11 protein-coding genes and 1 pseudogene are annotated in these 12,480 nt (G+C 54.4%); 5 read left to right on the forward strand and 7 right to left on the reverse strand.

What is annotated here, in order from left to right; genetic code table 11:
* Positions 1 to 82 precede the first annotated feature (82 nt).
* Complete coding sequence (locus EB809_RS09400; protein ID WP_123634555.1) at positions 83 to 973, forward strand: LysR family transcriptional regulator; 891 nt, start codon at positions 83 to 85, stop codon at positions 971 to 973.
* Between the two features lie 379 nt (positions 974 to 1,352).
* Here EB809_RS09400 and fghA read toward each other — a convergent pair whose 3' ends face one another.
* On the reverse strand, positions 1,353 to 2,192 hold the full coding sequence (gene fghA, locus EB809_RS09410; RefSeq protein WP_008175542.1) for an S-formylglutathione hydrolase: 840 nt from the start codon (positions 2,190 to 2,192) through the stop codon (positions 1,353 to 1,355).
* A 54-nt stretch (positions 2,193 to 2,246) separates the two neighbouring features.
* Positions 2,247 to 3,374: an S-(hydroxymethyl)glutathione dehydrogenase/class III alcohol dehydrogenase gene (locus EB809_RS09415; RefSeq protein WP_008175541.1), complete on the reverse strand. Its 1,128-nt coding sequence runs from the start codon at positions 3,372 to 3,374 to the stop codon at positions 2,247 to 2,249.
* Positions 3,375 to 3,572: 198 nt separating this feature from the next.
* On the opposite strand from EB809_RS09415, the gene EB809_RS09420 reads away from it, so the two are divergent.
* Positions 3,573 to 4,442 carry a LysR substrate-binding domain-containing protein gene (locus EB809_RS09420; RefSeq protein WP_123634556.1) on the forward strand — a complete coding sequence of 290 codons (870 nt, stop codon included), beginning with the start codon at positions 3,573 to 3,575 and terminating at the stop codon, positions 4,440 to 4,442.
* Positions 4,443 to 4,543: 101 nt separating this feature from the next.
* On the opposite strand, the gene EB809_RS09425 is transcribed toward EB809_RS09420, so the two are convergent.
* On the reverse strand, positions 4,544 to 5,557 hold the full coding sequence (locus tag EB809_RS09425) for a GlxA family transcriptional regulator (RefSeq protein WP_123634557.1): 1,014 nt from the start codon (positions 5,555 to 5,557) through the stop codon (positions 4,544 to 4,546).
* Positions 5,558 to 5,620: 63 nt separating this feature from the next.
* Here EB809_RS09425 and EB809_RS09430 point away from each other — a divergent pair, with 63 nt between their 5' ends.
* Positions 5,621 to 5,923: a putative quinol monooxygenase gene (locus EB809_RS09430; RefSeq protein ID WP_008175538.1), complete on the forward strand. Its 303-nt coding sequence runs from the start codon at positions 5,621 to 5,623 to the stop codon at positions 5,921 to 5,923.
* Between the two features lie 269 nt (positions 5,924 to 6,192).
* Here the strand turns inward: EB809_RS09430 and EB809_RS21280 are convergent.
* Positions 6,193 to 6,420, reverse strand: a pseudogene (locus tag EB809_RS21280) (IS3 family transposase); the annotation flags it as partial.
* A gap of 81 nt (positions 6,421 to 6,501) precedes the next feature.
* Positions 6,502 to 7,455, reverse strand: coding sequence for a GlxA family transcriptional regulator (locus EB809_RS09440; RefSeq protein WP_123634558.1), 954 nt, complete (start codon positions 7,453 to 7,455; stop codon positions 6,502 to 6,504).
* Between the two features lie 144 nt (positions 7,456 to 7,599).
* On the opposite strand from EB809_RS09440, the gene EB809_RS09445 reads away from it, so the two are divergent.
* Positions 7,600 to 8,478 carry an MBL fold metallo-hydrolase gene (locus EB809_RS09445; RefSeq protein WP_008175533.1) on the forward strand — a complete coding sequence of 293 codons (879 nt, stop codon included), beginning with the start codon at positions 7,600 to 7,602 and terminating at the stop codon, positions 8,476 to 8,478.
* Positions 8,479 to 8,521: 43 nt separating this feature from the next.
* Positions 8,522 to 9,064 (forward strand): cysteine hydrolase family protein, encoded by a 543-nt coding sequence (locus EB809_RS09450; protein ID WP_123634559.1) that lies wholly within the window; start codon positions 8,522 to 8,524, stop codon positions 9,062 to 9,064.
* 395 nt (positions 9,065 to 9,459) lie between these two features.
* On the opposite strand, the gene EB809_RS09455 is transcribed toward EB809_RS09450, so the two are convergent.
* Together EB809_RS09455 and EB809_RS09460 are read right to left on the reverse strand one after the other, a co-directional pair.
* Complete coding sequence (locus EB809_RS09455) at positions 9,460 to 10,257, reverse strand: site-specific integrase (RefSeq protein ID WP_123634560.1); 798 nt, start codon at positions 10,255 to 10,257, stop codon at positions 9,460 to 9,462.
* Positions 10,258 to 11,327: 1,070 nt separating this feature from the next.
* On the reverse strand, positions 11,328 to 12,329 hold the full coding sequence (locus tag EB809_RS09460) for an XdhC family protein (RefSeq protein ID WP_190294862.1): 1,002 nt from the start codon (positions 12,327 to 12,329) through the stop codon (positions 11,328 to 11,330).
* Positions 12,330 to 12,480 lie beyond the last annotated feature (151 nt).

Consider the following 12,480-nt stretch of genomic DNA (forward strand, 5'->3'; position numbering starts at 1 on the left):
GTAGGGTTGCTGGATTCTTGGTTTGTCAGCTTAGGGAGTAGCCGATAGGATTTGAAACAAGGGTTTGATGTAAGAGATACAAGTGAACGCTTTAAACCGGGTAGACCTTAAACAGTTACGAACGCTTCAGTGCCTGCTTCGCGAAGGCAACCTGTCCCGTGTGGCGGATCAGCTCGGGGTGACTCAGCAGGCAGTCAGCGATCAGCTGAAAAAGCTCCGCGCCACCTTCAATGATCGCCTGTTTATCCGCAGCGGCAATGGCGTTACTCCGACGGCGTATGCCCGGACACTGGAGCCGAAGCTGGACGTCATCCTCAATGCCGTTGGCGAGTTGCTGGAGCAGGACGAGTTCAATCCGGCAACAACCACGCGTACCTTTACCATCAGCTCCACCGATCTGGAGCAGAAAACCATCCTGCCTTTTCTGATGCAGCGCCTGAGAAGGGAAGCGCCGGGTCTGAGGTTGGCGGTGAAAAAACTTGAGCAAGATGAGATGGCAAGTGACCTGCTGGATGGTGCCGTGGACCTGGTGTTGACCAATCCCAAGTTTGCACCGCCGAGTTATCCGTCGTTAACCCTGTATTCTGAGCGCTATGTCTGTGTGGCAGGGAAGGCCAATGAGGCGGTTCGCAGCACTATGTCGGTTGCCGAGATCGCCAGCATGCCTCAGGTTGTGGTGTCGCCTTCGCGGGGAGACTTTACCGGTGCCGTCCATCGCTGGTTTGAAGACCAGGGGCACCCACGGCAAGCCATGCTCTCGGTACCAACTTTCACGGCGGCCAAAGCAACGATTTCTGAGACTGACCTTGTCGGCTTCATCCCGTCGCGATTGCTGCCCGACGACTCGTTGCGGCCGATTGAGCTGAATGCCGAGATCCCCGGATTCGACGTGATCGCCGTGTGGCACCAGCGCTCATCGCAGGACCCTCTGAATATTTGGATTAGGGCTTTACTGGTTCAGGTTTCACGCTGATCTGGAGTAGCGCGATCTCCTGAACTCGAAGTCCGAGCTTGAAGCTGATCTAAATCAGCGCCGTATTCTTTTCCGGGTAACGATGCTCTTTAATCTCACCCAAGAGGTGGGCGAACTGTTCGGGCGTGAGCACGCGCGCCTGGGCGGTCTTGCTCATCGGGAAAGCTCCTACTAAGCCACTCGGATGCGAGGAGAGTAAAGGTAAAATCCGTAATAATATTATTTAAACTGATATTAAACTGCGCATAATGTATATTCAGAGGTCTGTTTTTTAAGGGGTTTTCGGGTCACACCCTGTGCGAAATATCGATCCCAAAAGTCGACAGTAGCTCTCGTTTATGGCGGTAGTAGGTTTCGCGGGACATGAGGTGTAAATTTATCAGCCGATTAGATACTTCGCATGGAAGCGAAGGTGCTCCTCAATAAAACTGGCGATGAAGTAGTAGCTGTGGTCGTACCCTTCATACCGGTTCAGTTCCAGCGGATAGCCACTTTGTTTGGCAGCGGCTTCCAGCATTTCCGGCTTCAACTGCTCGGTCAGGAAGTTGTCCGCTTCGCCTTGGTCCACCAACGCCGGCACAAACTTGCTCGCCTTTTGCATCAGCAAGCTGGCGTCGTACTCGGCCCAGCTGGCGGTGTCTTTACCGAGGTAAGCGCCAAAGGCCTTCTTACCCCACGGGCAATTGACCGGGTTACTGATCGGGCTGAACGCCGAGACGGACTGGAAACGCTCCGGGTTGCGCAGTGCCAGCACCAACGCACCATGCCCGCCCATCGAGTGGCCAAAGATGGAACGCTGATCGCTCACCGGGAACATATCTTCAATCAGTGCCGGTAATTCGTTGAGCACGTAATCGTACATCCGGTAATGCTTGCTCCAGGGTTCCTGAGTCGCATTTACATAGAACCCGGCGCCCTTACCCAAGTCGTAGCCTTCATCATCGGCGACATCGTCCCCGCGCGGGCTGGTGTCCGGGGCAACAATGGCGACACCCAGTTCGGCAGCCATGCGATGCGCACCGGCTTTTTGCATGAAGTTTTCATCGGTACAGGTCAGCCCGGACAACCAATACAGCGCTGGCACCTTTTTGCCATTGGAGGCCTGCGGCGGCAGGTAGATAGCAAACCGCATCGAACAGTTCAACGTCTCGGAGTGATGACTGTACTGCTTGTGCCAACCACCAAAACTTTTATTACTGCTCAGATTTTCAATAGTCATTGCAACCTCTCAACAAAACGGTCGCCCGCCTGACTGGCAGGCGACCAGATTTCATTACTTGTCGTAGTGAATAACGGTACGGATGCTCTTGCCTTCGTGCATCAGATCAAACGCCTTGTTGATATCTTCCAGCCCCATGGTGTGGGTGATGAAATCGTTCAACTTGAATTCACCTTGCATGTACCGCTCAACGATGCCCGGCAGCTCGGAACGGCCCTTCACGCCACCAAAGGCAGAGCCTTTCCAGACCCGACCGGTCACCAGCTGGAACGGACGCGTGGAAATTTCCTGGCCGGCGCCCGCAACACCGATAACCACCGACTCACCCCAGCCTTTGTGGCAGCATTCCAGTGCTGAACGCATTACATCTACGTTGCCGATGCACTCGAAGGAATAATCCACACCGCCGTCGGTCAGTTCTACGATCACTTCTTGAATCGGCTTGTCGTAATCTTTCGGGTTGATGCAGTCGGTCGCGCCCAACTGGCGGGCCAGCTCAAATTTGCTCTCATTGATGTCGATAGCAATGATGCGGCTGGCTTTAGCCATGGTGGCACCAATCACCGCCGACAGGCCGATGCCGCCCATACCGAAGATGGCCACGGTAGCGCCCTCTTCTACTTTGGCGGTGTTCATCACCGCACCCATGCCGGTGGTTACGCCACAACCGAGCAAGCACACTTCTTCCAATGGCGCTTCTTTGTTCACTTTTGCCAGAGAAATCTCGGGCAGTACGGTGTACTCGGAGAAGGTTGAGCAACCCATGTAGTGATAGATCGGCTCGCCGTTTAACGAGAAACGAGTGGTGCCGTCTGGCATCAGGCCCTTGCCCTGGGTTTCACGAATCTTCCCGCACAGGTTGGTTTTACCAGAGGTGCAGAATTTACATTCGCCGCACTCAGGGGTGTACAGCGGAATAACGTGGTCACCCACTTTCAGGCTTGTAACGCCTTCGCCTACCGACTCAACAATACCGCCGCCTTCGTGGCCGAGAATGGTCGGGAAAATGCCTTCGGGATCTTCGCCAGACAAGGTAAACGCATCGGTATGACACACACCGCTAGCGATCACCCGGATACGTACTTCGCCAGCTTGAGGCGGCATCACATCCACTTCTTCAATGGACAGAGGTTGTTTCGGGCCCCAGGCGATAGCGGCTTTAGATTTGATGGTCTGAGTCATGTTGTGTGCTCCAGATTTTGTCGGGCTTCGGCAGGTTCTTCTGCCATGTTGATGGGATCATTGTATTATTGTTCTTAAGATAGATAATCGGCCAGTTAAGCAAATCACCTTTACTGTATAGTAACAATGAACCGTATTTTGTTTGCTGGCGGCATTTTGTATCTAAGCTCACCCAAGTCGTAACGCAAGGAACTGAACATGTTTATTTGGGAAGGGGTCAGTGAGTTTGTGGCGGTCGCGGAAGCCGAAAGTTTTACCGCTGCGGCGAAACGATTGGGCATTTCCACAGCTCAGGTGAGCCGGCAGGTCAGCGCACTGGAATCCCGGCTTTCGACCAAACTGCTGTATCGCACCACCCGCAAGGTTTCGGTGACGGAAGCCGGCCAAACCTACTACCAGTATTGCCGCCAGGTACTCGATGGTCTGGAAGAGGCCGAGCGGGCCATGACCAACCTGCAACTTATCCCCAAGGGAAAATTACGGCTGACCGCACCGGTGACCTATGGCGAGAAGGTGATCGCCCCCTTGGTGAACGATTTCATCCTGCGCTACCCGGAGTTGGAGGTGCAGCTGAATCTGACCAACCAGAAGCTGGATCTGGTCGGTGGCGGTTACGATTTGGCGATTCGGCTGGGAAAACTGGAAGATTCATCCATGATGGCCAAGCGGTTGTCGTCACGAACCTTATACGTGTGCGCCTCGCCGGAATACTTATCCACCTATGGTGTGCCGCATTCGCTTTCGGAACTGGACCGGCACAATTGTTTGCAAGGCAATCTGGATTACTGGCGCTTTCAGGACCGAGGTAAGCCCTACAACGTTCGCGTTAAAGGCAACATGAAGTGCGACAGCGGTTGGGCGTTGCTGGACGCGGCCCTGAAAGGCATCGGGATCGTGCAACTTCCCGATTATTACGTTCAGCCGTCATTGGCCTGTGGAAAACTTATGAACTTGCTGGAACATTATCAAGAAGCCGACGATGGAATCTGGGCGATTTATCCACATAACCGGCATTTATCCCCAAAAGTGCGGATGCTGCTGGATTTCCTGGACGAATCGTTAAGTTAAATTCTGTGGGGCAGTAGTTTTGTCAGTTTGTCCAAATGCGCCGTTTGGCCTGCGTCAGTTTCGCGGCGGTCTCCAGCCGTACATATACCAAACGCCTCTGGTCATCCGCCGCGTCGCAACTCCCTGACACCCCGACCCAGCTTGCGGCGCAACAGGGCCCGCAGGGTCACCCCATCCGAGTACCCGACCTGTGCGGCGACTTGGTCGACGCTCGCGTTTCCGGTGCGCAAGAGATGGACGGCATGCTCCACGCGCAGGTCCTGGAAATACGACAACGGTGTCTTGCCCAAAACGCTTTGCAGCCGCCGCGCCAAGGTGCGCTCGCTTGTGCCCGCGGCGCTGGCCGCCTCGGCCAGCGAGAACCCCTTCGCGAGCTGACTTCTGGCCCAGCACTCGAAGCGCTCCACCATCGGGTCGGCATGCGCAAGGTGGTCGGGAATCACGAACTCGGCTTGCGAACTGCGTGTCTCGACCAGCAGATAGCGTGCCACCAGGGCAGCCAGCGCCGGACTGCGCTCCCGGATGATGCGCAAGGCCAGGTCGACGTGGGCCAAAGCGGCACCCGCGGTGGTGAAGCGTGTCGAGTTCACGATCATGCGTGACTCGTCCAGCGTGACGTTCGGATAGCGCTGCCGAAACATCGGCCCCAGCCACCATGACGTCGTCGCACGATGCCCATCAAGCAGGCCGCTCTCTGCAAGCAAGAAGCTACCGGAGCAGGCGGCACCAAGGTGCGCGCCAGCGGTGGACCACTGCTGTAGCATGGCGACCGCATCGGGCACGTCGGGGCGTGTGAGCCGAGCCGAGAGCGTGTCAGGCATCTTGTCACCAAACGCGGGCACGAGCACGACGTCTGGTTCCGGCACACCACGCGCAGGGACCACGGGGACCGTCAAGCCTTGCGCAGTTCGGATGCGACGCCGCACGCCCACCAGCGTGAGCTCTATGTGCGCGGGAGCTTGTGGCAGCGAGCCTGCCATCGCATTGGCCAAGCCCACTGTGTCAGTGAGCGCCGCAAGCCCCAGATCAAACACGCCATCACAAACAAGGATGTGGAGTTTCATGGCAAGAATGATATCAAAGTTGTCATTATTGTCTATAGAGATGGCTGTCATGACGACTTAGACTTCAGGCTCGTTGATCCATTCACCTAACCCATTTACCCAAAGGATTACAGTATGACCAAGCTCGCCCTGTTTGTTCGCCTCGAAGCCAAACCCGGCCAGGAGGCTGCGCTTGCCGACTTCCTGGCCAGCGCACTGCCGCTCGCCAACGCCGAGTCCGGCACCACTGCCTGGTTCGCATTGAAGTTTGGCCCTTCGACGTTCGGTGTGTTCGATGCCTTTGCCGATGAGGCAGGTCGCCAGGCACATCTGAACGGCCAGATCGCCGAGGCCTTGATGGCCAACGCCGAGACCTTGCTCAGTTCTCCGCCCAATATCGAGAAGGTCGAACTGCTTGCAGCCAAACTGCCTGCATGACAACCCGGCCTTGACTCAATCAGGTCACGCTGCGTAGGGCCACACGGCCCTACGCAGCCCCCCTCGATTGCCGGGGGGATGTTCGGCGACAATTAGGATGACCAGTTGGCGACAATTCTCTTGGCAGCCAGCCTTCTGATTTTAACAAGGTCGATAATACTGATGCCTGTAGTTGCCCCAACTAAACTGAGCACCATCTTGCCAGTTCAGCCCGGTATTCCCCGGTGGCATTTCAGACTCTTGTGCGGGTGGCTGCGATTATAGTCTCAGATCCATTTCGGCAATCTGGCCATCACTGTGGCTGGATTAGGAAGGTCGTACAGGTATACATCGCCCCGCTTAAACGCCTTCACAAAAGCCTCCGCTATGCCGTTACTATGAGGGCTTCGCGCGGGTGTGATATACACCACAAAACCCAGAGCGGATGCGAAGACTCGCGTTTCTTTGGCAATGTAGCAGTTGCCATTATCCGTCAGCCATTCCAGAGATTGTGGCACTCACTTCGACTAGCCGAACCGGTATTTCGGGCTTTCCCGCAGTACTCCTGTTACCTGCCCGCTGAACTGGTGGCTGGATTATCAGGCCACATCTCCAAAGGTCCTGCGCCAGTCACGAGGGCTTACGTGGTGACGTTGCTTGAAATGCTGCCGGAATGACGTTGCTGTGTGGAAGCCGATTCTTTCCGAGATGGCTTCCACAGACAGCGATGTGGTCTCCAGCAGTTCCCGTCCTCGCCGAAGTCGTTCACTCACCAACCACTCCACTACCGTCATGTCGGTGGCTCTCTGGAAATGGCGGGTGAAGGTGCGCCGGCTCATGGCGGTGCGGGCGGCCAGTTCATCGATTGTGTGTGTTTCGGCCAGATGTTCCCGCAGATAGTCAAGTAGTCGGTTGATATGCGCATCCTGAGTGGAAATCGCGACCGGCTGCTCAATGAACTGAGCCTGGCCACCTTCCCGGTGCGGCGGAACAACCATCAGGCGGGCAAGGGTATTGGCGGTCCTGGCACCGTAATACTCCCGCACCAGAAACAGGCAGCAATCCAGCCCCGCCGCTGTGCCAGCGGACGTGACCAGCCGGTCATCCTTCACATAGAGGGCGTTGGTATCCAGATTCACCTGTGGAAACCTATTGAGGAAGTCCTGTTCTGCCAGCCAGTGGGTCGAGGCTCTCTTGTTATCCAGCAAACCCGCATAGGCCAGCGCATAGGTGCCGTAGCAAAGGCCTACCACATGTGCGCCCCGTTCATGGCAGCGGGTGAGAGCCTCCGCCAATTGCGGCGGTGGGGCTTCGCTCAGATCGTGCCAGCCGGGTACTACCGCAATATCAACCGCATCCAATAATTCCAGCCCGCCATCTGGCTGAACGGTCATGGCCCGTTCGGATGTGAGGGGCTCGCCGTCTGGGGTGATAATCAGCAACTCGAACAAGGGGCCGTCGGGCAAGGCAATACTGAACACCATGTAAGGAACAGAGAAATGGAAGGGGCTGAATTGTGGGTGAAGGATAAGCCCGACTTTCGGTAGCGCCACGGTGTCACTCCTGTGGTTCATTTAACCCGATGATAACTGCTTGGCCCGATCCTTTCGATCATTGTCTTTCAGGTCAATATTGGTGGTGATCACATCTCCGTAGACTTACTCCATCAACGAACACCCTGTTGGAGGATAAATACCATGTTGATCAAAACTTTCGCTGGCGCCCTGATGCTTGCTTCGACTGTTTTTACTGGCGCTGCTTTCGCCGAATCGTATACCCGGGAACCCAGCCACCAGATACAGCAAATCCGCAATGCCACCATCAAGGTTACATACGGAGAGACCACCTTTCTGATTGATCCTATGCTGGCCGAACAAGGAGCTTACCCGGGCTTTCCGGACACTTACCGCAGTGAGCTGCGTAATCCTTTGGTCGGCTTGCCCATGGCCGCTGAGGATGTGATTGAGGGTACCGATGCGGTGATCGTTACCCATACCCACCTGGACCACTGGGACGATGCCGCCCAGAAGCTGTTGCCGAAGAACATTCCCCTGTTTGTGCAGAACGGGGCGGATGCCGAGCTGATCCGCTCACAAGGCTTCAAGGATGTGCGTATTCTGGATGGCGAGGCTGAATTCGGCGGCGTGATACTCCATAAAACCGGCGGCCAACACGGCTCCAATACCCTTTATGCCATTCCCGAGCTGGCCAAGGCGCTCGGTGAAATCATGGGTGTGGTTTTTGAAGCCGAGGGGCAGGAAACCACTTACGTGGTAGGCGATACCGTGTGGCGTGATGAAGTGGTTCAGTCATTGGAGCGCTTTCAGCCGGACGTTGTTGTGTTGAATGCCGGGGCGGCGGAACTGACAGGCTTTGAGGGCGACTCGATCATCATGGGCAAAGAAGATACCCTGCGAGTGCACCGAGCTTTACCAGATGCGGACATTGTCGCCGTGCACATGGATGCGGTGAACCATATGACCCTGAGCCGTGAAGAGCTGGCAGAGTTCGTGGAGAACGAGGGGATTGATGAGCGGGTATTGATCCCGGCGGATGGTGAGATTCTTTCTTTCTGACCAGAACACCCCTGAAACAAATGATCCAATGAGGAACAGTCAAATGAGCAAGCGAGCCGTTATTGTTGTCGATATCCAGAATGAGTACTTTGCCTCCGGCAAACTGCCTCTGGTGAACATTGAACAGGCAGCCGCCAAGGCTGCCCAGGTGATAGTTACAGCGCGTCAGAACAAAGACCTGCTGGTGCATGTTCACCATGAGTTTCCGGACCCGGATGCGCCTGTATTCACCCCGGGTACAAACGGCATCAACATCCACGAATCCGTGGCACCAAAAGGTGATGAGCCGGTGATTCTGAAGAATTATCCCAACTCATTCCTGAAAACCAACCTGAAAGAGCGGCTGGATGCCAGCGACATTGAGGAAGTGGTTGTGATCGGTGCCATGAGTCACATGTGCATCGAAGCCACCAGCCGAGCCGCTTCAGATTTTGGCTACAAGGTCACTGTGCTGGAAGATGCTTGCGCCACGATGGACCTGGAGTTCAACGGCGTGAAGGTGCCGGCGGCACAGGTTCATGCCACGGCTATGGCGGCTCTTGGGTTTGCCTATGCGAGTGTCCAGTCCACCCGGGATTACCTGTGAGGATCTTGCTCTTCGTATCTGTCGGGTGGTTGCTCCCGTAAACTGAAGCCGACCGGCCAGAAACATTTCAGCCGGTCGTTTCAGTGGTATCGTTCGGCCCGGATCTATTGCTGGACGGCCTCATATGTTGCGTGCAGATTCCAAAAATCTGAACGTTCGCTTTGCGACCAAACTGAATTTCAATTTTTGTCGCCAAGGCCATATCCCGTTGCCAGGAAGCCCACGTGTGGAGTGCCCGAATTGTAATACGGGATTATCTAGAGGCGGGCAGGGCAGCTATGGTTCCGGCGCTATCAAAAAGACAACCGGGTCGAAATTTTCAGTTTTTTAGTAAGCAAAACAGAGTATTTGAGCAGCACTAATGACTGCGCTTCAAGGTTTATTCGTTTGCTGGGTTAACCAACATATTTGTACCCAGCATCCTGCAACGCCTCCTTCAGTGACTCCTCGGGAGGTTCCTCGTAAATTAGCGTCGTTGACGGCGACACATGGCCAGCGATTTTTTGTGCGACTTTAACTGACTTCTTTTGTTCATGAATGATATTCGTCATTAACGTTCGCCGGCCACTATGTGAGCTGGCTCGTTCAACACCTGCCCAATGCCGTTGCATGAGAGCAAAGTGCTCCTGGAGGGTATTGGGAGAATAGGGACCTCCTTTTTGAGTCAGGAAAAGAGGAGCCGTCTTTTTCACCGAGGGGTGCGCTGCCAGGCGGATCGCAAGATGATCTTCGATAGCCGTTCTCAGCGCCGCGTCATACAAAGGAAGATCGCGCGATTTTCCACGATGCTTCTTAACCTCGGGATAAAAATCCTCCGGTTTGATCTCGGCGCCGGCCTTGGCCATGGTTTCAATGCGCCGAACCAGCTGGTCGAAATCATGCACGCTGAAACCGATCCGACGCCGCTGGTACGTGGATTTAGACCGTTTCAGCGCATCTGCACCCTTGGTGTAAGCGGCCGGCAATGCCAGAATTTCCTTCAGTTTGAACGAGCGCTTACCCGAAGTTGCAGGGCCGAGCTCGGCGATGTCCTTGATCTGCAGCAGTGCAATTTCCTGGACCCGCAGTCCGAGCTTGAAGCTGATCTGAACCAGTGCCGTGTTTTTTCCCGGATAACGGTGATCCTGTATCACGCGCAAGAGGTGGGCGAACTGCTCGGGCGTGAGCACGCGTGCTTGGCCGGTTTTGCTCATCCGATAAGCTCCTGGAAGGCCGCATGGGCGCAAGGATAGGGCGAAAATAAAATCCGTAATAATGTTATTTTAACGGATTTTCGACAATTTATAGAAATTTTCTCGCCATGGGGCCCTCTGAGAGCCCTCAAATTGGGTCCAACTCGCATGTCCTCCTGTCTGTTATCTAAGGCGGCAGATCGTGTCGCCTGTTTGAGAAATAACAGGAGGAGGTTTGATGGTAGAGAGATTTAGAGAAAGTCGAGTGCATGTTCACGCGATCGCGTTTCAAATTTACGGAATAAAGCTTGCTGGTTCTGGGATTCCTGAACAGCAACTTCTGGGAGCTGCTGTAGCGATTCTCGCATCGCTGTCCATGCTTCTTACGTCGCTCGGTCTAGCCATCGAAACAACAACAAAGGCGATGTGCATGTACCGGTTACTGAGGAGCAAGAGGGCACACTGGCGCAACCGGAGCAAACCTGAGCTTTAGCCCTTTAATCGACTTTTTTTGAAGGGTCATCATCCGTGTCTAGTCACAGATGATGACCTTTTTTATTCGTAAATTCATGCAGATACATGGTTGGACGACAGGTTTAGGGCTTTCTGTGAAATTTTAGTGCTTTCTATCAAGTTTCTTTAGCAGTTTCTGTGGTCGTCCACCGGAGGTTGGTATGGGTTTCTATCCAAATATCGTATTTAACATAATATACATTATGCGCAGTATTGCTTTGCAGCGTCAACTGCACAAGGATAAGTCCAGATAAAGGTCGGACTTCCGGCGATGCGTCCGCATCGTCGGCTTTTTATGTCGAATTTGTTTCGAAACGTGTTGATTATTGCTTAGATTGATTAAGTATTTTGAGTGGTCATCCACCCTCTCCTCGCATTCCATTCCTTCGCTGCACCAAGAGCATTCGTGCTCACGCCCGAACAGTTCGCCCAGCTATCAAGCGTTATCCCGAAGCACCGCTACCCAAGACGAAACGCCGTGCTGGTTCAGGCCAGGCTCAAGTGGTCAGCACGAAACCGACTGCAGTATTGCTTTGAGAAGAAACTGTGAGATTTGCGGTCAATACAATACTGCAGATTCAGGCCAACTCTATGCCATTATTTGGATTTTTACTTTTGCAGGGTCGATAAGTCGACGTTGAAGTTTCAAGAGACAACGACCCAGCATTTCGATACGCCAATGTAACCTCTGCAAGAATGGAAATCGCAATTTCAGGCGCAGTTATAGCGCCTATATTCATCCCCACCGGCCCATGAATCCTGTCGGTCTCGTTCCCGAACCCCTCGGTCTTGAGCTCAGTAATGCGCTGGTCATGGGTTTTTCGGCTTCCCAATGCGCCAATGTAGAAACAGTCTGACCTCAGTAATTGTTTGAGGATAGCCGATTCCCATTCATGCTCATGAAACAACAGGACGGCAGCTGTCCAAGCGTCAGTTGCAGGTAGGTGAACAACTGCCGGGCTGGTCAGAGCCTTTGAATCTGCACCTGCGCATATGCTGGCATTCAGGGTTCTGCGATCCGGGGACAGCACACTCACTTCGTAATCTGCGGCTGTGCCAAGACTGGTGAGTGCCTCGGTATTCGGGCCTACCCCTGCGATCAGCAGGCGACGACGAGGTAGGTACCAACGCCTGAATACGCCATTTTGCACACAAGGGGGCGGCGTCATGAATACCTGGTGGTTGCCGGTATTCAGGCAGGTGTCCAGCACGATTGGCAGTCTGGATTCCAGGGACTGGCTGATCTGCTGAGCCTCTTCATCACACACACCCACATCTATATAGATATCGATCCCCGCACCGCAGGGCAGCCGAATATCCATATAAGGAGAGCCTACCCCCAGGCGAATCTGCCGATTTTTCTGAGCTCTGATAGCTGCAATTGCCTCGGAGATGATAACCGATTCGGCGCAGCCACCAGTCAGGTAGCCTACTGAGTGGCCATCTTCTGACACCACCATCTGACTTCCAGGTGGTCGCGGTGAAGAACCGGTGTTGCCGATTAGCGTTACCAAAGCAACCAGCTGGCCAGCTTCCCGGAAACTGATGAAATGTGGGATCAGGTTTTCCAAGGATGTCATGGCAGCCTCTTCCATCATCTGAAACGGGACAGCTCCGATCTTCACACATTCTGGAGCTCGTTGTCCGTCATATTTCCGGGTATTCCAGCGAAAATCAGACTCTCGGGTAAAACCTTGTACGCCAGTGCAATAAACAGTTTTCCGGGGTAAC

The organism is Marinobacter sp. R17 (assembly GCF_003789045.1).
Lineage (GTDB): Bacteria > Pseudomonadota > Gammaproteobacteria > Pseudomonadales > Oleiphilaceae > Marinobacter_A > Marinobacter_A mangrovi.

Bases quoted from the DNA above. Each gene is read 5' to 3' on its own strand.
- fghA (WP_008175542.1), bottom strand. From the start codon at position 2,192: ATGACTATTGAAAATCTGAGCAGTAATAAAAGTTTTGGTGGTTGGCAC.
- EB809_RS09415 (WP_008175541.1), bottom strand. From the start codon at position 3,374: ATGACTCAGACCATCAAATCTAAAGCCGCTATCGCCTGGGGCCCGAAA.
- EB809_RS09420 (WP_123634556.1), top strand. From the start codon at position 3,573: ATGTTTATTTGGGAAGGGGTCAGTGAGTTTGTGGCGGTCGCGGAAGCC.
- EB809_RS09425 (WP_123634557.1), bottom strand. From the start codon at position 5,557: ATGACAGCCATCTCTATAGACAATAATGACAACTTTGATATCATTCTT.
- EB809_RS09430 (WP_008175538.1), top strand. From the start codon at position 5,621: ATGACCAAGCTCGCCCTGTTTGTTCGCCTCGAAGCCAAACCCGGCCAG.
- EB809_RS09445 (WP_008175533.1), top strand. From the start codon at position 7,600: ATGTTGATCAAAACTTTCGCTGGCGCCCTGATGCTTGCTTCGACTGTT.
- EB809_RS09450 (WP_123634559.1), top strand. From the start codon at position 8,522: ATGAGCAAGCGAGCCGTTATTGTTGTCGATATCCAGAATGAGTACTTT.
- EB809_RS09455 (WP_123634560.1), bottom strand. From the start codon at position 10,257: ATGAGCAAAACCGGCCAAGCACGCGTGCTCACGCCCGAGCAGTTCGCC.
- EB809_RS09460 (WP_190294862.1), bottom strand. From the start codon at position 12,329: ATGACATCCTTGGAAAACCTGATCCCACATTTCATCAGTTTCCGGGAA.